The 18,565-nt window shown below is 49.4% G+C and carries 20 protein-coding genes and 1 pseudogene; 6 read left to right on the forward strand and 15 right to left on the reverse strand.

Features of this window, described 5'->3' with window-relative positions; all coding sequences use genetic code 11:
• Positions 1 to 122 precede the first annotated feature (122 nt).
• Together Q0460_RS05920 and Q0460_RS05925 are read left to right on the forward strand one after the other, a co-directional pair.
• The gene (locus Q0460_RS05920) at positions 123 to 851 is read left to right on the forward strand and encodes a plasminogen-binding N-terminal domain-containing protein (RefSeq protein ID WP_299085850.1); all 729 of its coding nucleotides are present in this window, start codon (positions 123 to 125) and stop codon (positions 849 to 851) included.
• On the forward strand, positions 844 to 2,226 hold the full coding sequence (locus Q0460_RS05925; protein ID WP_299085852.1) for an FAD-linked oxidase C-terminal domain-containing protein: 1,383 nt from the start codon (positions 844 to 846) through the stop codon (positions 2,224 to 2,226). Before Q0460_RS05920 ends, Q0460_RS05925 begins: the two co-directional genes overlap by 8 nt.
• A 635-nt stretch (positions 2,227 to 2,861) precedes the next feature.
• On the opposite strand, the gene Q0460_RS05930 is transcribed toward Q0460_RS05925, so the two are convergent.
• From Q0460_RS05930 to ilvC, 8 genes are all read right to left on the reverse strand, one after another.
• Entirely contained in the window at positions 2,862 to 3,548 is a 687-nt protein-coding gene (locus tag Q0460_RS05930) for a tetratricopeptide repeat protein (RefSeq protein ID WP_299085854.1), read from the reverse strand.
• 628 nt (positions 3,549 to 4,176) lie between these two features.
• Complete coding sequence (locus Q0460_RS05935; protein ID WP_299085856.1) at positions 4,177 to 4,302, reverse strand: hypothetical protein; 126 nt, start codon at positions 4,300 to 4,302, stop codon at positions 4,177 to 4,179.
• A 25-nt stretch (positions 4,303 to 4,327) separates the two neighbouring features.
• Entirely contained in the window at positions 4,328 to 4,705 is a 378-nt protein-coding gene (locus tag Q0460_RS05940) for an EthD domain-containing protein (protein ID WP_299085858.1), read from the reverse strand.
• A gap of 444 nt (positions 4,706 to 5,149) precedes the next feature.
• Positions 5,150 to 5,545, reverse strand: a complete 396-nt coding sequence (gene ruvX, locus Q0460_RS05945; RefSeq protein WP_299086008.1) for a Holliday junction resolvase RuvX — start codon at positions 5,543 to 5,545, stop codon at positions 5,150 to 5,152.
• Between the two features lie 177 nt (positions 5,546 to 5,722).
• Positions 5,723 to 5,965, reverse strand: a complete 243-nt coding sequence (locus Q0460_RS05950; RefSeq protein ID WP_299085860.1) for a hypothetical protein — start codon at positions 5,963 to 5,965, stop codon at positions 5,723 to 5,725.
• 394 nt (positions 5,966 to 6,359) lie between these two features.
• Positions 6,360 to 7,148 carry a DNA-processing protein DprA gene (locus Q0460_RS05955; RefSeq protein WP_299085862.1) on the reverse strand — a complete coding sequence of 263 codons (789 nt, stop codon included), beginning with the start codon at positions 7,146 to 7,148 and terminating at the stop codon, positions 6,360 to 6,362.
• Positions 7,132 to 8,322 carry a divergent polysaccharide deacetylase family protein gene (locus tag Q0460_RS05960; protein ID WP_299085864.1) on the reverse strand — a complete coding sequence of 397 codons (1,191 nt, stop codon included), beginning with the start codon at positions 8,320 to 8,322 and terminating at the stop codon, positions 7,132 to 7,134. Before Q0460_RS05960 ends, Q0460_RS05955 begins: the two co-directional genes overlap by 17 nt.
• Positions 8,323 to 8,335: 13 nt before the next feature.
• Positions 8,336 to 9,358, reverse strand: a complete 1,023-nt coding sequence (gene ilvC / locus Q0460_RS05965) for a ketol-acid reductoisomerase (protein ID WP_299085866.1) — start codon at positions 9,356 to 9,358, stop codon at positions 8,336 to 8,338.
• 138 nt (positions 9,359 to 9,496) lie between these two features.
• On the opposite strand from ilvC, the gene proC reads away from it, so the two are divergent.
• Together proC and Q0460_RS05975 are read left to right on the forward strand one after the other, a co-directional pair.
• Positions 9,497 to 10,474 (forward strand): pyrroline-5-carboxylate reductase, encoded by a 978-nt coding sequence (gene proC, locus Q0460_RS05970; protein ID WP_299085868.1) that lies wholly within the window; start codon positions 9,497 to 9,499, stop codon positions 10,472 to 10,474.
• Positions 10,475 to 10,828: 354 nt separating this feature from the next.
• Entirely contained in the window at positions 10,829 to 11,002 is a 174-nt protein-coding gene (locus tag Q0460_RS05975; protein WP_299085870.1) for a hypothetical protein, read from the forward strand.
• Positions 11,003 to 11,177: 175 nt separating this feature from the next.
• Here Q0460_RS05975 and Q0460_RS05980 read toward each other — a convergent pair whose 3' ends face one another.
• On the reverse strand, positions 11,178 to 11,816 hold the full coding sequence (locus Q0460_RS05980) for a hypothetical protein (RefSeq protein WP_299085872.1): 639 nt from the start codon (positions 11,814 to 11,816) through the stop codon (positions 11,178 to 11,180).
• A 162-nt stretch (positions 11,817 to 11,978) separates the two neighbouring features.
• Here Q0460_RS05980 and Q0460_RS05985 point away from each other — a divergent pair, with 162 nt between their 5' ends.
• Both Q0460_RS05985 and Q0460_RS05990 read left to right on the forward strand, forming a co-directional pair.
• Positions 11,979 to 12,908, forward strand: coding sequence for a DUF4299 family protein (locus tag Q0460_RS05985; RefSeq protein WP_299085874.1), 930 nt, complete (start codon positions 11,979 to 11,981; stop codon positions 12,906 to 12,908).
• A 206-nt stretch (positions 12,909 to 13,114) separates the two neighbouring features.
• Entirely contained in the window at positions 13,115 to 13,390 is a 276-nt protein-coding gene (locus Q0460_RS05990; protein ID WP_299085876.1) for a hypothetical protein, read from the forward strand.
• 185 nt (positions 13,391 to 13,575) lie between these two features.
• On the opposite strand, the gene Q0460_RS05995 is transcribed toward Q0460_RS05990, so the two are convergent.
• The 6 genes and pseudogenes from Q0460_RS05995 to Q0460_RS06015 all read right to left on the reverse strand — a co-directional run bounded on the left by Q0460_RS05995 (position 13,576) and on the right by Q0460_RS06015 (position 18,563).
• On the reverse strand, positions 13,576 to 14,556 hold the full coding sequence (locus tag Q0460_RS05995) for a DUF3137 domain-containing protein (RefSeq protein WP_299085878.1): 981 nt from the start codon (positions 14,554 to 14,556) through the stop codon (positions 13,576 to 13,578).
• Between the two features lie 144 nt (positions 14,557 to 14,700).
• On the reverse strand, positions 14,701 to 15,129 hold the full coding sequence (locus Q0460_RS06000; RefSeq protein ID WP_299085880.1) for a hypothetical protein: 429 nt from the start codon (positions 15,127 to 15,129) through the stop codon (positions 14,701 to 14,703).
• 243 nt (positions 15,130 to 15,372) lie between these two features.
• Positions 15,373 to 16,155 (reverse strand): tetratricopeptide repeat protein, encoded by a 783-nt coding sequence (locus Q0460_RS06005; protein ID WP_299085882.1) that lies wholly within the window; start codon positions 16,153 to 16,155, stop codon positions 15,373 to 15,375.
• A gap of 393 nt (positions 16,156 to 16,548) precedes the next feature.
• On the reverse strand, positions 16,549 to 17,832 hold the full coding sequence (gene argS / locus Q0460_RS06010) for an arginine--tRNA ligase (RefSeq protein WP_367178671.1): 1,284 nt from the start codon (positions 17,830 to 17,832) through the stop codon (positions 16,549 to 16,551).
• A 297-nt stretch (positions 17,833 to 18,129) separates the two neighbouring features.
• A pseudogene (locus tag Q0460_RS10635) lies at positions 18,130 to 18,345 on the reverse strand (arginine--tRNA ligase); the annotation flags it as partial.
• Between the two features lie 5 nt (positions 18,346 to 18,350).
• On the reverse strand, positions 18,351 to 18,563 hold the full coding sequence (locus Q0460_RS06015; RefSeq protein ID WP_295151567.1) for a twin-arginine translocase TatA/TatE family subunit: 213 nt from the start codon (positions 18,561 to 18,563) through the stop codon (positions 18,351 to 18,353).
• Positions 18,564 to 18,565 lie beyond the last annotated feature (2 nt).

The following is an 18,565-nucleotide window of genomic DNA, read 5'->3' on the forward strand; positions in this document are numbered from 1 at the left end:
ATATTATTTTAAGGCGGGATTGTAACGAAAAAACGCTTATATTTCGTAAATACCGCGGAATTTTATCGCTAATTTCAAAGTTTTATGTATAATTAGCCGAAATTTTATTCAGGAGCAGAATTTTGAAAAAAGCTTTACTTATTTTAGGTCTATTTTTAAGTGCGGCGATAGGAGCGGAATTTAATATGCCGCGATACGAAACCGCCTTACTTAGCGTAAAGGATGGTTCGGGCGAGATCACAGATAGCCCTACGATTGCCGTAGGTAGCAGCGGAGTGGTGATGCATAATTTCGGTAGCGGCGCAAGCTCCATCATCGCGCGCGCAGTCGTGACGCAAAAAAGCGCAGGCAAGGCAAAGGTGCGATTTGAGGTCTTTGATATGTTAACTCAAGAGGCGCTGCCACTGCCTAAAATTTTACCCTCAAGCGGCGATAAAGTGATCTTAAATTTCCTCTATGACCGCGCCATAATCGTCGCGCCTAACGCTGAAATTTACGAGCAGGTTATCAAGGCTTTTCCGAATATAAATTTTATCCACCCGGATCTTGGCGGCGCCTATCTTAGCTATAACCACAAGCCAAATCCTAGCCGCGACGATTTTCGTAAAATTTGCGCGCAAAACAGCGCCGGACTGATTTTTATCGCGATGGATAAACAAGGCGTATTTGCCGACTGCGGCAGCTTCAAGCCTTTGCGCACGTTCGCTAGTGGCAGCGTAGCTTATTATCAGCTGCCATTTTACTCACGCGTAGGCGAGATAAAGACCGTCATTTGGGATTTTACTAACGGCCCGATCAGCGATTACGACAAGCACTACCGTTATTTGCTGGGCTTAGACGGCGATGAATAGCGCCGCGCGAGCGTTTTTTACAAATCTATTAGGCGCAGATAACGCCTATTTTGACGAGGCTCATCGCACGGCATACTGCTACGACGCGACGAAAAGACGCTGCCTGCCGGACGGCGTGCTTTTCCCGCGAAGTGAGGACGATGTCAGTCAAATTTTAAAATTCTGCAACGAAAATTTAATCCCCGTAGTTCCAAGAGGCGCAGGTAGCGGTTTTACGGGTGGATCTTTAGCTGCAAACGGCGGAGTGATTTTGGCATTTGAAAAGCATATGAATAAAATTCTAGAAATCGACATGCAAAATCTACTCGCCGTAGTCCAACCCGGCTGTATAAATATCGATCTGCAAAAAGCAGCCGCAGCGCGCGGGCTGTTTTATCCACCCGATCCTGCAAGCCAGGATTATTCCACGCTAGGAGGCAATGTCGCCGAAAACTCAGGCGGTATGCGCGCGGCAAAATACGGCATCACCAAAGACTACGTAATGGCACTGCGAGCGGTACTGCCTAATGGCGAGGTAATTCGAGCGGGTAAACGCACTATAAAAGATGTCGCAGGCTTCAACGTGGCAGGAATTTTAATCGCAAGCGAAGGTGCGCTTGCTGTCATCACCGAAATCACGCTCAAGCTCATCCCAATGCCAAAGCTTAAAAAGACCGCGATGGGCGTTTTTCCTAGCGTAGATGCGGCAATGAATGCCGTGTATAAGACGATGGCTGCCGGTATCACGCCCGTGGCGATGGAATTTTTAGACGCGCTGTGCATAGCCGCGGTCGAGGAGAAATTTCACAAGGGCTTGCCGAAGGGTGCGGGCGCGATTTTGATCTGCGAAACAGACGGCAATTTAGAAGCAGTGCTTTTGGAGGAGCTCGCGCTCATAAAAGAAATTTTCGTTCAAAACGGCGCGAGCGACTTTCGCATCGCAGAAAGCGAAGAGGAGCGCGCGGGCATTTGGTTTGCGAGACGCAACTGCTCGCAGGCGATCAATATCTACGGCACGCTTAAGCTAAATGAGGACATCACCGTCCCGCGCTCGCAGCTGCCCGAGCTACTGCGCCGTATCGCGTGCATCGGCGATAAATACGGCGTGCGCGTGCCCTGTTTCGGGCACACGGGCGACGGCAATGTCCACACCAACGTCATGGTCGCCGACAAAAAAGATGAAGCTCAAGTGCGACGCGGACATGACGCAATCACCGAAATTTTCAAAGCTGCAGTTGGTCTTGGCGGTACGCTCAGCGGCGAGCACGGCATCGGGCTAAGCAAAGCAGAATTTATGCCACTAGCTTTTAGCGCAGCAGAGATGGAGCTATTTCGCGCAATCAAAAGGGCTTTTGATCCAAAAGGCATCTTAAATCCCGGAAAAATGGGGCTTTAAAATTAAAATCCTCATCCAACTTCTACGGTGATTTGAAATCGATTTATCCCGCTTACCCCATCTAAAATTCTACTTTCTTACAATATGCCTGCTTAAAATTTATCTTGCTTGCAATTTAGCTTATTTACAGGCTACTTCGAGTTAGTTTTAAGCTTGATCTACCCATTGACAGATCGATTTTGCTTGCTTTGCAATGAATAATTTTACTTGTTTATTGATAGATTCCATCCACTTGAGAATTGATTTTACTTACTTCGCAGATTGATTATCCCGTGCGATCTTTTTCGGATATTTTTGCCATATCAGCTGTGATTGCATAGCTACTCGCTAATTTGCACAATTTTTTCTCTTTCAGGGATGCGCTAGGATTATGATGAAATCCCTATATCGCGATGGATAAGTCTATGACAAATTAAAATTATGTCAATAAAATCCATAGCATAGATTAAATTCCAAACTTCCAAAATACTGAAATTTTAAAATCACTATCTATCGCCATTATCGCAATATGCGAAATTTCAGCAATAAAATTTAAAGATAAAATTCCGCAAAATTTCATAAAATCCCATAAAGCTCCGCAAAATTTCTAAGTTAATTTCGATCTCGCCGTGTTATCATCTAGTTAGCCCTGCCATCTATTTAGTAGCATTAGCCTCGCTTGCATTTATTTTATTCATCGCGGCTACTACGTTGCAGCTAAACTCCGCTCCCAGCTTGCAGGCTTTGTCGTAGTAGATCATCGCTTTATCCAGATCCGGCTCGCCAAATTCCTTCTTTGAATACGCTAGCCCGACCCTCTGGCATCCCTCCGCCAAAGCAGCATCGCAAGATTTGAGGAAAAACTTAAGAGCGCTCTGATAGTCTTTTTCTTCGTAGCTAGCGACCGCAGCGTTTAAGCAGCCCTCGCCTAGTCCCAAATCGCATGATTTAGCAAAAAAAGTGAACGTATTTTTCTTATCCGCATTTTTATAAGAGATTATCGCGGCGTTGTAGCAAGCTTTGGCGGCTCCCAGCTCGCACGCTTTGGAATAAAACCGCGCGGACTTGCCCTTATCTTTCGTAGTTTTATATAAATTCTGCTCGTCGTAATATAAATCTCCCGCGATAGCACAGCTATTTTCCAGCCCCGCTTCACAAGCTTTTTCAAACGGCTTTTTTGCTGCCTCATAATCGCGCTCCTCAAGCAAATATGCTCCGTAATCTTCGCACGAATTAGCCCTACCGATGCCGCATCCGACAAATGAGACCGCCTGCGGGAAAAATATCTGCGCGAGCAAGTAGGCTGCTACGATTAGTGCGGCAATCGACGCTAAAATTTTCATTTTTGCTCCTTTTAAATTTTAAAAATAATTATAGCAAAAAGCGAGGGATAAAATTTTAATTTTTGATAATAGCTGTGAAATTTCCGGCGAATTCTCGTAAAATTCCTATCAAAATCCCAAGCAAAATTTTAAATAAAATTCTAAACGGAGCTTTGAGCGGAATTTTAAAAAGGCAAATTAAAATTTTACTTGCAAGATTGTTTTTATGGCTGGCTTGCCTCAATTTTTACTCGCACGTCTATGCGGTATCCACGGCGCCTGCAGTATTTATAATAAAGCATTTAATCCTGAGGTCTGAAACACCTACAGCCTCTACAATGGTGATTTATCAGAGCGATAATCTAGTGTGTAAAATATTTTGTCGCGTACCAAGCCCGCAACAAGCATCTTGCCACGCCCTAGAAAACTTTTGAAAATTTCGCATTGTTGCTTAGAAATTTTAAAAAATTTTACGCCACCATCTTTTAAATTTTATCTTAGAAATCGGCTTGCCTATGCCAAAATCGCAGGCGTAATGCGTCTTTAGGCATTTTGGCTCAATACCCATGATTCTTAGATCCACACCACTTAGATATGTGAGTCTTAAAATAATCAAGGCCGCGCAGTATCTGTATCGCGCATGTAAATTTCATCTATGTAGGCGCACCCACACATCATCCATGAGCACCATATTTACCGCGATTCCGCGTGCTGTATCCAAAGCGTATCGGCTGCGAACGATAAATTTCCACCTCTTACCGCCTGCGCGATCCATAAAATTTATCCTCTCAGCCTTGCATTTACGCTTCCTTGGCGCCGAATTCTATCACAGCCTCCTCCTCGCCGAACCACATCACGGAATTTTTGATATCGCAAAACCTCACCTCATCTGCCATCAGCTCCGCTAGCACCGCTCGCGCCGCCTCACTGTTTCGCGCATCCGCAAATGCCTGCACGCTCTCATACCACAGCTCGCCCATCGCATCGTAGTCAAACGCTGCCGTCTCGCGCTCGGTGCTCTGTCCCTCGATAAAGATAGGCATAGTTTTTGCATAGCGGACGATATTTAGCGCCTTTTGATTAGCCAAAACCTTTTGCGAATGCGCCGCCCAGTGCGCCACAAACTCCTGCTGCGTGATTCCAGGCGCCTTTTTCACCAACATCGTGATCTTAAACATAACCGCTCCCTAAATGAAATTTATCGCAAAATTTACGCCCTATTTTATGATACCCGCGCCTTTTTGCGATTTTTACTTCACGTTCTTTGCGTCTAAATAGACCTTGCAAAAACTTAAAATAGCAACCGTGCACGCTATCACAGATCGCCAAAATACATAAACCTCGCCGATTAAAACTTAAATCGCCGTCAATCTCCACTCGGTTTAACCACCTAAAGCGTCATTTACGGCTACCGCCAAAATAAATTCCGCAGGCTCTTTGCAGGCAAAGCAAAATTATATCAAGCTTTAGCGGGCGATGAAATTTTACCAATCTCTAACAAGCATAAAATTCCGTCCGTTTAGGCGGGCAAGATAAAATTTTGCGAGCATTAAGTGGTCGGCAAAACAGACGAGTGGCAATTCTCTCTTACGTCGCCGCGTGTAAATTACGTTGCTACGCGCCTAACCCTTGCTTGCCAAAAACCTCTGCAAAATTATCGTCGCGGCGATGCTATCAAAGCGCGGATCCTTGCCGCCCCCCTTAGCGCTTTTGCTCGCAAACTCCGCCGCTTCGGCGCTCGAAAAGCTCTCGTCTTGAAATTTTATCTCGCCGTCAAAATCCAGCAGCGAGGCGAAGTGGCGTATGCGCCTGCTCATCTCCTCCTCGCTTGCCCCGCCGCGCGGCACGCCAAGCACCAGCACGCTGGCACCCTTTTCGCGCAGCAGTTCGCTTAGCTCGCGCGCGGCTTGGGTGCGATTTTTGCGCAGGATCGGCTCGCACGGAAGCGGCGTCTTATCATCCGGTGCCGCCGCCACGCCGATACGTTTAAGCCCAAGATCAATCGCAACTATCAAAATTTATCCTTTGCTAACATCAAATTTTGCGGAATTCCGCCATTAAAATTCTATCGCCGAAATTCCGCGATCGGAATTTCATAGCTAAATTTTATCGCAGAATTTAGCTGCGGATTTATGAAATTTTATACGAAATTGACATAAATTTCACTCGCTCGCGGCGCTTGCGAGCCTATTAATTTATCGTCCGCAAGCTTCAAATTTCAAAATTTCGATCGCCACGCCGGCTTGGTACATCTGCACTGAGTCCGCGCGAGCCGCATGTAAGCGACACTCAAACGCACGACGGACATAAACCCTGCCGCACAGATACGGACGCGATCGACGCACCCCGCGCGAAATTAAAATTTTAAAATGGGTCCGCATCTGCACGACGACCGAACGCAAGCTCGCCTCATCGTTAGTAAAATTCTGTCGCCACAACCAAAATTTTTCCTTGCAGCAAATTTAGCCTACCACGCTTATGCTGAAATCCGCAGCCAAATTTACCCACAAAAAATTAGCACGATGGGCAAACAAACATTTAAACGCTATTTCAGAAAATTTCATGCATTTTAACGCTTAAATTCTGCGCCGAAAAGTATTTATAAATCGCGCGCGGCATTCACAAACCGATCATTACCACAAACGAGCGGCGGCGCACGGACAAACCACGCGGGTTTGTTTTAAGCTCAAGTGCTACTTGTAGAAAGTAAAATTTTATCAAGCCGCCTTTTTCTAAATTTAAACTCCGACCGCGCAGACTACGCGCAGTGCAAACAAGCCGCACTAGCGGGCGGCGCCGATTAAACTACGGCAATCAAACGCCGATCATCGGCTATTTTGCCACGATCTTTGCGCCTAAAATTTCGATCCTACCTTCAAGCTCGTATTCGTAAATTTTCTCTCCGAAGCGCTCGATCGCCGCTTGCAAATCGGAATTTAGAGCTAAAAATTCCATCACCTCATCCTGCGCGCGCTCAGTGTTTTGCGGCGTCTGCGGAGCCAAAGACGCGACAAACTCCCCAAAATCCGCGATCAGTCGCGCCTGAGATTTTGCGAGCAGATCATTCGTGCCCGCGCTCTCGTCCATTCGGTGCGGCAGCACGTACACGGGCACGCCCATCTCGCGAGCCAGGCGCGCACTTTGCAGCGAGCCGCTGCGGGGCTCTGCCTGAGCGACGATAAGCGCTTCGGACAGTGCCACGACGATACGGTTGCGCTGCAAAAACTGAAATCCGCGCGCGCTCACGCCGTCCTCATACTCGCTAAGCGCGAGGCTACGCTCGTAAATTTTGCTGATCATGGCGGCGTTTTGCGCGGGATAAATTTGATCAAGGCCGTTTCCAAAAACCGCGATCGTGTTTGGAAACGCCCCTTCGTGCGCGGCTATGTCGCAGCCGATCGCCGCGCCGCTTACGACGCAAAAGTCCGCATTGCTTAGCTCGCGCGCGAGACGCAGGATCAAATTTTTGCTATAAACGCTCATCTTGCGCGACCCCACGATCGAGATGCGGCGCTTTTGAAGCAGCGCCGGCTCGCCCCTAAAATATAGCTGCGCAGGCTCGCTCGCACCGAGCCTTGCTAGGCTTGGAATTTTAAAACTAAGCTCACTCGTAGTACTCATAAATTTCGTCCAAATACACTAAATCGACCTCGCCTAGGATGTCGGCGCTGTTTGCAAGCGCGCGCAGAGTGGAGCTTTTGGGATGGCCGATAGCGATGGCGTAACCCTGCTTTTTAGCAAGCGCGACGGCCTCGCGCAGCTTTTTGCGCACCGCGGCGACGCTGTTTTGATTATCTAAAAATACGTCGCGATGTACGTATCGCATGCCAAGCCCATTCATCGCCGCTTTGGCCTTGGTAGCGGGGCTCGTGCGAGAGTCGATAAATAAAAATCCATGCTCGTTCATCGCGCGCAGCAGATTTTGCATCGCGCGCTCGTCGGCGGTAAATTTAGAACCGGTGTGGTTGTTTATAAATTTAGCGTTCGGAAAGTCCGCGCGCAGCTTGGCTATGACGCCGCGCATCTTCTCGTAATTATCCGAAGCTCGCAGCGTCGCGGAGTTATTTTTAGCAGAGCTCGCCTCCATCGGCAGGTGGATCGCGTAATGCTCAAAGCCGCGAGCGAGCGAGCGCGTGTCCTTGCGCTGATACTCGGACGGGAAGATGGACGGCGTCACGCGCACGGGCAGAGCGGCGATCTTTTGCGCCTGCTCGCCGGTGCCTACGTCGTCGATGATGATCGCTAGCTTTGCGCGAGAGCCTGCGGGCAAAGCCTTGCGCGGCGATTTAGAAAGATCGTCCGCGCCGCTAGAAGCATGGCTTTGCGCGGTAGAATTTATGGAATTTTCTAAAGCGGAATTTGACGCGGTAAAATTTACATCAGGTCCGTCGCTCGCCGAATTTACGGTGGCGGAATTTGCGGAAGCGATAGAATTTACGGAATTTTGCAAATTGTCATTTGTAGGATTTTGTCTTGCGGAATTTTGCGAGGCAGGCTCTACGGGAAGCTTCGGCGCGGTTACATTTTGCTCGGCGATCTTATCAAGCTCCTTTTGAATCAGGGCTTCCTTCTGTGCAGCGCTTAAACGCGGCTTTTTACCGCGAGAATCGGAAGCGCTCTTGGAGGCTTGTTTGCGTGAGCTTTGCTGCAACGCGGCTTTATTGCCCGAAAATACGAGATCCAAAACCGCGTAGGTAATCGCACCGCTTAAAAAGCATAAGATTACGACAAAGGCGATCGCTATGTAATTGATCGGGCGCTTTTTGCGGCGCCCGCGTGGATTTGCATTAGCCAAAGCTCAGCCGAAATCAGTTTTTATCTTTGTTTATGAGCTTACCCTTGGCGATCCACGGCATCATCGCACGAAGCTTATCGCCGGTTTTGCTAAGCAAGCTGTTTGCCGTGATGTTGCGCTCGGCGTTCATTCGCACGTAGCCAGCTTTGCGCTCGAGGATGAAGTCTTTTGCAAATTTGCCGTTTTGAATCTCCTTTAGCACCTCTTTCATCGCCGCTTTGCTGCTTTCGTTTACGACGCGGTTTCCGCTTACGTAATCGCCGTATTCTGCGGTGTTTGAGATCGAGTAGCGCATATCTGCCATACCGCCTTGATAGATGAGATCCACGATCAGCTTCATCTCGTGCTGGCACTCAAAATACGCCATCTCGGGCTCATATCCAGCCTCGACGAGGGTCTCAAAGCCCGCGTTAATGAGAGCGCAAAGTCCGCCGCAAAGCACAGCCTGCTCGCCGAAAAGATCGGTCTCGGTCTCTGCTTTAAAAGTCGTTTCGATGATGCCGGTGCGGCCGCCGCCGATCGCGCTTGCGTAGCTTAGAGCAAGCTCTTTGGCTCTGCCGCTTTCGTTTTGCGAAACAGCAATCAGCATAGGCACGCCGCCGCCGCTTACGAACTCGTTGCGGACGGTGTGGCCCGGGGCTTTCGGAGCGATCATAATGCAGTCGATGCCCTTTGGAGGGACGATCTGTCCGAAGTGGATATTGAAGCCGTGCGCGAACGCGATCGCGTTGCCCTCGCTTAAGCTCGGCTCGATCTCCGCTTTGAAAATGTCGCTTTGAAACTCATCGGGCGTTAGGATCATCACAAGATCAGCTGCCTTCGTAGCTTCGCCGACGCTCATTACTTTAAAACCCTTCGCCTCGGCCTTGCTCCAGCTCGCGCCGCCCTTTTTAAGGCCCACGATAACCTCTACGCCGCTATCGCGCAAATTTTCGGCGTGAGCGTGCCCTTGCGAGCCGAAGCCGATCATAGCGACCTTTTTAGCCTTAATCAAACCCAAATCGCAATCTTTGTCATAAAAAACATTTATTGCCATAACGCATCCTTTTTTAAAAAATTTAGGCGAGATTGTAGCTAAAATTTGCTTTTATGCAGATAAACCGCGCACCGCAAGGGCGGATAAAGAAATTTTGAGCTATCATTGAGACATAATTTAGCTTTAAAAGGAGCGAAAATGAAAGTGGGATTTATCGGCGGCGGAAATATGGGCGAGGCGATGATCGCAGCACTTTGCGGAGCCGGCGGACTAGATTGCGCGGCGAGCGGAGAAAATTTTGCAGAGGATAAAGAAAATTGCACGTCTGGCGGAGAAAATTCCGCGCACGACGGGCAAAATTTTATGCCAGATACTCAAAGCTTTGCGGCTTGCGGGCAGAATTCCGCAAATTTAGAGCAGAATTTTGCGAGCCGCGAGCGTGATTCCGCCTGCGCGCAGCCCACCTCCGATACGAAGTTTCAAGTCCTAGCTTATGCTAGAAGCAAAAACGAAGTCTTACGCAAGCGCTACGGCGTACAAATTTTACAAGGCGAGACGCAGGTGGCGCACGCGGCGGATATTATCGTGCTCGCGACCAAGCCCGCCAGCTACGAGGGGATTTTACGCCTAATCGCGCCTGAGCTCGCGGGCAAAATCCTGCTTCTTTTGGCGCCGAATTTCAAGCTGGAGCGTGCCCAAAATATCGTAGGTGCGGACGTTTTCGTAGCCCGCGCGATGCCAAACGTCGCCGCTGGCATCGGCGCGTCGGCTACGGCGCTGTGCTACGGCGAGTATTTTGATGAGGCTAGTCGGGAGATCGTGCGAGCTCTAGCCGCCAAAATTGGCAAATTTTACGAGATAGACGAGGCTGGCTTTGCTGCATTTACGGGGATTGCAGGTAGCCTACCTGCGTATGTGTGCGCCTTTATCGAGGCGGCGGCGGACGCGGGCGTGCGGGGCGGACTGCCGCGGGCGCTGTGCTACGACGCGGTAGCGGCGGCGGTAGAGGGCACGGCGCGCCTACTGCAAAGCGGCAAGCTCCCATCGGAGCTTAAAGACGCGGTCTGCTCGCCTGCGGGCACGACGATAGAGGGACTCGCAGCGCTGGAGGCGGCGGGGTTTCGCGCAGCGGTGATGGCGACGATCGAGGCGTGCATCACCAAAGCTCGCGGTTAGCCTTTCACCGCACCTCGTCGGTTTCGGATTTCAAACATAGCGCGTTTGCGTTCGCTCTAACATAGGGATTCTGTGCGGGCGCGCTAGCTAGAATTTTGTCTTATTTTTAAATCAAATGAGCTTGCCGCTTTAGTTGCAGCAGAATTCGTGAGCCTTATGACAAGCGAGCCGGCAAGCTCGTATCGCATTTAAAATTTTAAAATTTAGAGATTTTAGAAATTTTAGTTTAAAATTTTACGCTTAAAATTTTAAATTTACAGGATTATAAATTTAGTGATCGCAACAGAGCTAAATTTTGATTTTAACGAAATAGGCTTGATGTCTGTGACCATTAAAATCAAAATTTAGCGTAGCATGAACGGATACGTCCACGACTGCGAACTTGAGAGGCAAAAACGTAAAAGCGGAATGCAAGCGCTAAAAGAGCGCGTCCTGCACTATGGTCTTGCGAAATACAAACGCAAGCCGCAAAATTTCGCCGCTCGCGTGAATAGAAAACCAAAACTAGCCGCGCCGAAGCGTATTTGATTACCAGAGCGAGCCGCATCGAAACATATTCCGCCGCCCAAGCGAGCCTTAAATTTAAACTGCGCTTCGTCGCCGAGCTGCAAACCAAACCTGTGCGCCAAATCCTGCCGAGTTGCGCAATAAATTTGACTTTCATCCGGCCAGAACTTCGCACGCAAAACCGCGATAAGCAAGATCAGATAAATTCCTTCTCTAAAGGCTGCATCGCATTGCCGTCTGCGTCGAAAAGCACCCGCCCACAAACCTCGCAAACCTCATCTCTAGGAGAGGGCTCGTCCGCATCCAGCTGCCACGCGGACATCTCGCCGCACTCGCAGTTTATGACGTAAAGGATCTGCCTTTTGCGGCGCTTGCCCCACGGCGCGATATCCCAAAACAGCTCTTCACGCTTGCCTAGCTTTTTAAAATCTTTCTCGGCGTCCTTGTGCGCGATAAGCAGATAATAAGCGTCGCTATGAAGCTCCAGAGTAAAGAGTCTAAAATCGCTCTTCTTCAGCGCCTTTTGAAACTCGTTCATCAAAAATAGGCTCGCATCGCCGCGTTCGAAACCCTCTTTTTTCGCTTCTTTTTCGAGCCTTGCGTAAATTTTATCGCACTCTAGTGACACGCCGCTTTGCAGCGCATCAAGCCTAGAGCTGATAAATTTGCCCACATCGCCCGTCTCGTCCTCGCCGGCCCAGTCAAGCATCCGAACAAGCCCTTTTCCGATAAGCGCGTTCAAAAACTCGCCGTCATTCATCTCGCCTATCTTGTCAAAACCGTCCGTCTCGCCTGCCGTCAGATGCTTTAGGACGCAACACTGATCTTTCGTCATTTTCGCTCCTTTGATTAAATTTACCGTCTATGTGGGTCTGTTTAAATTTTACTCCCAAAAAGCTTTAAGCTTACTTTTCGCAACTCCTTGCGCTGCAAATTTAGCTCGCGGCGGCGGGTAAAATTTCGCTATAATTTTGCCAATTTAACAAAGGAGAAAGTGATGAGCGTAGAATTTCGCGTCAAAAACAAAAAGCGCCCGCTATTTATGGGCTATTCGGACGCCATGAGCGTAGGCAAGACATTGGAGCTCCTGCCCGATCTATCGGTATTTGACATAGACGAGAGCGCCGAGGGCTTTGACGAAAGGGCGTTTTTAAAATCGCCTTTGAGCGAGCAGGAGTGCTTGATTTTGGGCGTGCGGGGCAAGAGCGGGCGCGGAATGGAGCTAAGATATGACGAGGAGCGGCAAAGCTACGCCGTGCGCATAAATACGCCCGCGACGGTATTTGATTGGGTTTTGGCGATCTCATATCTACAGGCGCTATCCAAGCAGCTGCAAAGCGAGATCACGGATGAAAACGGCGAAATTTACACTCACGACAGGATAGAGCAATTCGACTACGAGCGCGATATAGCGGCGGGGCTACATTCGATAGATCAGCACTTAAGCGGCGATACGGAGGTAAATTTTTGCTACGGCGTAGAGAGGCCTTTTGCGATAAACCGCGCGATGATGGATGAAATTTTAGCCTCGTATAACCCCGCCGCCGAGTTTAGCAAGCGGCTGACCGAGGTGCAGTACCTTGGCGCTTACAGCGCGCACCAGAGGTTTTACCGAAATGGAGATGACGGCACGATAATGGGCTCATACGCGCTCACGCAGGACCTACCCACTATCCTGCCCTACAAACCGTTTGTGGAGTGGCAAAACGCGGAGATGCTGAAAAATAACGACGTAGCGCGCTGGCAGATCGCGCTCATAGGCATAGAGGGCGACGAAAACGACGCAGGTAACTACCATGCAATCGCCGAGCTGGAATACGACGAGTTTATCGCGCGCCTGCCGAAGCAAAACTACCGCTTCATCGATGCAAGCTATATTTTGGTGGATGGGCTAAGCACCGAGCAGCTAAAGGCGCTGGCAGGCTAAATTTTACTTGCGGTGAAATTATACAGAATTTTATCGAGGATTGACGCCGCAAAATTTAAAGGGGCGAAATTCGCGGTAAATTTTGCGGTGCACAGAATTTTAAAATTCTAAATCCAGCTTACAGAATTTTATATCGGTAAAATTTTAAGAAAGCAGAACTTTATCGCGGCAGAATTTCGTAGATATAAAATTTAGAAAGGTTAAAAATGGAAATGACTTATTATGATTTAAAAATTTACGATAACGGCACAATGCGAGGTGTACTGCAAGATGACATCGAGGCGTTGCCGTTTTTCGACTACTGGCAAAAGATGAGCCTATGCTCAACGCAAGGCATCTACATAGACGAAAATGGTAAAGAGCACAGGCTCGTCTATCTGCACGACTGGAAGAAATTTTGCAGATTATTCGCTCGCGAACAGGAGCTACTTAATCGCACCCTCGCCGGTAGCAAAAATGAGCGATCCGATCAGCGCATCTAGGTAAGTAGCATAGAAGCAATCCAGGCTTTAGCGCATCTCGATAGGCGGTGGAGGATACGACCAAAGCGTAGCACATTTTGGCTGGCGGATAAATAGCACTCGAGCCGCCATGTATTTCGATAGGCGACAAGTAATGCGCCCTCTCACAGTGCAAGCGGATTTTATCCGCCAAATAGCGTCGCGCGTTAATCAGCCAAAATCGCCGCTTCGCTTAAATCCGGGTTCAAGCTTAGCTCATCTATGACCCGCAAAAGCTCTAAAATTTCATTTTTGATCCCAGCGGCGTCCTCTAAGCTCGGCGGCGGCGAAAAGAGCGTTGTTTCAAACTTATTTTTCGCTCCGTTTAAAAATAGATAAAGCTTATCGTCCATAAACGCCGCGCTCAGCCCCATTTTCCCCGCGAATTTTTCCTTTAGCTCTCGCAGACGCTGCATAAACGCGGGCATCAAAAGATAACGCGCCTCTACTCTATCATCCGCAAAGACCCTAAATTCTTTGCTAAAAAACAGGTCGTCCATCTGCTCTTTTTCGCCTAAAAATCTGGTGTTTAGCGTGCGGCTCGCGACTATAGTTTGTCCGTTAAATTTCTTGTAAAACTCGCAGACCAAGACCGAGCCGCTGAATGCCTGCATATCCTTCATCGTCGACCACGCAAAAATTATCGCGGATAGCAAATTTAGCGCCGCCGAATCGCTTAGCTCCAGCGTCGCGCCGTTTGGGATATCGATCGCTTCGCTGAGGCTAAATTTGACGCCGTTATAAATGCCGCTGATTTGATCTTCTGCGCGAAATTCATCCGGCGAGTAAATGCCGATTTTGCGAAATTCCTTACGGCTGATGCCGGCAAACGGATCGTAGTTAAAATTTGGATCTACCCCGCGGATGGCGGCGCGGACGAAAACGTCTTTATAAAACGCTTTGTAGTCCCCCAGCTCGCTGGTCACTCGGCTAGCATTAGCCATTAGCGCGGCTAGAAAAAACGGAATATAGATAATGATGAAAAATAGCGGTGCAAGGCGATTTTCAAAAAGATGCCCTACGGCAAATCCGCCGCCCACGGGCAGTATAATTATAAATAAAATCCCCAAAAACAGATACTTTGCAAACGCGCGCCTGCACTCTTTTTGCTTTTTGGCGGTGACAACTATCGCTTCGTTTATATTCAAAATTTACCTTTTTCTAAATTTGCGCGGCGGATTTCGCGCTCGGAGCAAATTTTAGCAAAATTTACGTTGCAAAGATACAGCGGGCGCGAGTAAATTTTATTCGGCGGATTTGTAAATCTATGAAATTTACGTCGAGGCGGCGATCTACTCGGACGTGCGCTGATTTAGCCACATTTTAAGATTGCCCGCGCCCTCTTTTAGCACCCCAAATCCTGCCGCGGCGACACAGACAGAATTAATTAGCGAGCCCCTCCCGCCGACGTTTAAAACCCCAAAGCCTACAATCCACAGCGCCGCGCCGAAACCAAGCGTACACACGGCAGTCGCGATCCCCAGCTTGCGGCGCAAGGGGCTTGGTTTGCGCGCTACCCAAACTCGCGTAACTACGTAGCTGCCCGCGTATCCTCCGCGGATGAAATACGCGCGCGCAAGTTCGCCCTCCTCCACGGGGATATCGTTAAACTCGCCGCACAGCTTCACGCTGTCTATTTCGAAAAATACCCAAATTTTGCTATTTCCTCTTGCAGCGTGGACGCGGAGATTTTGAACCTCGCCCGTGATCTCATATTCCAATTTACCTCCTCAAACAGCTTCGCGCTTTACTTCCGCGCTAAATTTCGCGCTGTAAAAACTCACAAATCCGTCGCGGCAATATCACAGGCAAGCCCATCGCAAAAACCGATACCGCGCGACGAGCAGCGTAGATAGACGGTGCAAGGCGGATAGCACAATAGACACCATACGACAGACGGTGCACGGCGAGTAATACAAAACAGATGCCTCGCGACGGATAATGTGCCCCGGGCTACTAAGCGCCTACTTCTTTAAAATTTGCTCTTTCATGAATTCGTAGAGCTGGCAGGATTTTTTATTGCCCGCGTCGCAGCCCTTTTTGACGCATCCGAGCCCCTTGGAAAATCCGCGCAGATCCCCCTTGCTCACATACAAATAGCCTAAATTATTGCAGGCGTCGCCGTAGCCCAGCTCGCAGGATTTGGTGTAAAGCTTCTCCGCCTTGTCACGATCCTGCGGCGCGCCGAGACCCTTATCATACGCAACGCCGGCGTTATAGCAGCTATCCACTAGCCCGCCGTCGCAACCTCGCTCGAAAAAGCTCACCGCCTTTGCCAGGTCCGCCGCAAGCCCAAAACCGCCCGTGAAATAGACCACGGCCGCATTATGACAGCTCTTAGCATAGCCCAAATCGCAGGCCTTAATGTAGCGCTGCGCGGCGGCAACGAAGTCCCTACCCAGGCGCCCCCTTTGATACAGGTTGCCTAGCTTATGGCAAGCTATGGCGACGTTTTTATCGCACGCTGCGGCATAAAATACGCCCGCTTGCGTCGCATTGCCCTCGCCATCGTATAGGGCCCCCAAATCAAAGCAGCTATCTTTTTCGCCCGCTTTGCAAGCCCTGATAAAAGCGAGCCTGGCGCCTTCGTAATCTCCGCGGGAGAGCTTGTCGCGCCCCAGCTTCGCGCAGCTTACGCCGTCGCCGCGGTAGCATTTAAACGACAGAACGGGCGACGGCAAAAAAAGCACCATAACCAAGATACAAACGGCAATCGAAAGCGCTGCTATGTCGATGATCTTTCTCATATCTATCCTTTTTGCGACGATGCGCCGCGGGGCTTAAGGAGTACTCTTGCAGGCAAATCCCGCCAAGGAGAATTTTACGAATTAAATTTCGTCACATGAAATTTAATCTACACAAAAATTTTAGTACCTCAAGCCTTGTTTTAAAATTTTACTTCGAACCTCTACGCCGTAAAATTTTAAAATTTTGAAATTCCGCAAGCGGTAAATTTGCAGCCGAATTTTAAATTTTACGAACGACGCAGTAACAATACCGCGAAACCGTCCGCAAAATTCTAAAATTGAAATTTTACGAGCCGTAAATTTAGAACTAGCTTTAAAATTTAGTAGCGATAAAATTTTAAGTAAATTTCGTTCGTGAGATTTAGGCTATCGGCGCGAATGTAGCCTGTGCGGCTACATTTTCTCTTTCGCGTTTAGGCCCATCAGGGCAAACGCCGTGCGGATACTAAGCGCCACGAGCGCAAACAGCTTGAGCTTCGCATCCTCGTTCTCGCTGCCTACGACGCGGTTTTCGTTATAGTATTTATGAAAGTCCGCCGCGAGCGCCTTTAGGAAATCGGGCAGCTTCTGCAAGCCGCGAGAGTTAAAAGCGTCGTTTAAAATTTCATTCAAGCCAAGCGCCGCAAAAGCTAGGCCGAGCCCCGCTTCATCCAGCGTGCCAAAGTCCGCACCTAGGACGTCCGCCTCGCGCTTGCCCGCTTTGGTAAAAATTTGATTGACCCGCGCGTGGGCGTAGTTGATGTAAAAGATCGGGTTACTGCTGTCCTCGCGCGCGAGCTCGTCCACGTCGAACTCAAGCGGCGTCTCGCCCTTTTTGCTGATGAAGATAAATCGCATCGCGTCCCTACCGATCGCGGCGAGCACGTCACTCATCAAAATCGCGTTGCCCGCGCGCTTGCTCATCTTGTAGGTCTGCCCGTCTTTGAGCAAATTTACCATCTGCATTAGGATGATCTCAAGCCTGCTTTCGTCGTAGCCCAGAAAATGCACGGCGGCCTTTAGGCGCGCGATGTAGCCGTGATGATCGGCTCCCCAGATGTTGATGCAGCGCTCATATCCGCGCTCAAATTTGTTGTTGTGATAGACGATGTCGCCCGCAAGATAGGTCGGGCGCGCATCCTCGCGGATGACGACGCGATCTTTTTCGTCGCCGAGCTGCGATGAGCGGATCCAAATTTTGCCCTCCTGCTCATACATCTTGCCGCTACGCTCAAGCTTCTTAATCGTAGGCTCAAGCTCGCCATAGAGGCTCTTTTCGCTAGCCCAGTTTTGGATATGAATGCCGGCGTCCGCGAGATCTTTTTGGATGATCTTTAGCACCTCGTCTTTAGCAAACTCCGCAAGGATCAAAACGCGCGATTCGTCGCGGAAAATTTCATCGCCGAATTGGGCGCGCGCAAGAGGGATGATCTCGTCGATATACTCGCCGCGGTAGTATTTCTCGGGGTAGCTCACGTCCTCGCCCGCTAGCTCGCGCGCACGAAGCGCGATCGAAGTGCCCAAAAGCTCGATCTGATTGCCCGCGTCGTTGATGTAATACTCGGTATCGACGCGGTGCCCCAGATAGCCTCCGATACGTGCGAACGTATCGCCGTAAACGGCGCCGCGCACGTGCCCGATATGAAGCGGGCCTGTAGGATTAGCGCTGATGTATTCAAGCAAAATTTTTTGCGGCATAGCGGCGGAATTCCGCGCCTCATCGCAATTTGATGCTGCGATGGAATTTGACGCCTCTTCGGAATTCTGCGAAATAAAATTTTGCCTAGCGGCGGAATTCTGCGATTTAGCGGTGTCATTGCCGCTCGCAGCTAGATTTGCAGCGCAACCTTTGCTAGCAGGCTCACTCGCGCAAATCTTTTTTGAAGCTGGTAAAATTCCACGTCCAAGCTCGGCGTCGTTTTTCGCAAAATTGCCGCCCAGTCTAAGGGCGTTTTCAGCAAGAGCGCCCAACACGGCGGGTTTTAGATGAAAATTTAGATAGCCGTTCACCGCCGTAGCGCTTAGAATTTCGCTATCTTTAAATTTAGCCGCAAGCTCCTCAGCGATGAGCTTAGGCGCCTTTCGCAGCTCCTTAGCCAGCGCAAAAGCCTCGGGCGAGGCGTAATGAGCCAAACTTTTATCTTTGGGTCTTTCTAAAACGACTTTGCGAGATAAAATTTTAAAAATTTCATTTAAGACTAAATTTTTCAAATCCTTTACGCCTTTTTAGTATCGCTGATTTCGGCGTCTTTAACCTCTTGCTCCATCTTTTTCTCGACCTTTTGCGGCTCGTCGTCCTCTTCCATCTCTTTTTTGAAGGTCTTAATGCCCTTGCCCACGCCCTTTGCGAGCTCAGGGATCTTTTTAGCTCCGAAAAGTAACACGATGATCGCTAAGATAATTAGCAATTGTTGAACACTTACGCCCATTT

Source organism: uncultured Campylobacter sp. (genome assembly GCF_937980635.1).
Lineage (GTDB): Bacteria > Campylobacterota > Campylobacteria > Campylobacterales > Campylobacteraceae > Campylobacter_B.

Bases quoted from the DNA above. Each gene is read 5' to 3' on its own strand.
- Q0460_RS05925 (WP_299085852.1), top strand. From the start codon at position 844: ATGAATAGCGCCGCGCGAGCGTTTTTTACAAATCTATTAGGCGCAGAT.
- Q0460_RS05930 (WP_299085854.1), bottom strand. From the start codon at position 3,548: ATGAAAATTTTAGCGTCGATTGCCGCACTAATCGTAGCAGCCTACTTG.
- Q0460_RS05935 (WP_299085856.1), bottom strand. From the start codon at position 4,302: ATGGATCGCGCAGGCGGTAAGAGGTGGAAATTTATCGTTCGCAGCCGA.
- Q0460_RS05940 (WP_299085858.1), bottom strand. From the start codon at position 4,705: ATGTTTAAGATCACGATGTTGGTGAAAAAGGCGCCTGGAATCACGCAG.
- Q0460_RS05955 (WP_299085862.1), bottom strand. From the start codon at position 7,148: ATGAGTACTACGAGTGAGCTTAGTTTTAAAATTCCAAGCCTAGCAAGG.
- ilvC (WP_299085866.1), bottom strand. From the start codon at position 9,358: ATGGCAATAAATGTTTTTTATGACAAAGATTGCGATTTGGGTTTGATT.
- proC (WP_299085868.1), top strand. From the start codon at position 9,497: ATGAAAGTGGGATTTATCGGCGGCGGAAATATGGGCGAGGCGATGATC.
- Q0460_RS05975 (WP_299085870.1), top strand. From the start codon at position 10,829: ATGAACGGATACGTCCACGACTGCGAACTTGAGAGGCAAAAACGTAAA.
- Q0460_RS05980 (WP_299085872.1), bottom strand. From the start codon at position 11,816: ATGACGAAAGATCAGTGTTGCGTCCTAAAGCATCTGACGGCAGGCGAG.
- Q0460_RS05985 (WP_299085874.1), top strand. From the start codon at position 11,979: ATGAGCGTAGAATTTCGCGTCAAAAACAAAAAGCGCCCGCTATTTATG.
- Q0460_RS05990 (WP_299085876.1), top strand. From the start codon at position 13,115: ATGGAAATGACTTATTATGATTTAAAAATTTACGATAACGGCACAATG.
- Q0460_RS06005 (WP_299085882.1), bottom strand. From the start codon at position 16,155: ATGAGAAAGATCATCGACATAGCAGCGCTTTCGATTGCCGTTTGTATC.
- argS (WP_367178671.1), bottom strand. From the start codon at position 17,832: ATGCCGCAAAAAATTTTGCTTGAATACATCAGCGCTAATCCTACAGGC.
- Q0460_RS06015 (WP_295151567.1), bottom strand. From the start codon at position 18,563: ATGGGCGTAAGTGTTCAACAATTGCTAATTATCTTAGCGATCATCGTG.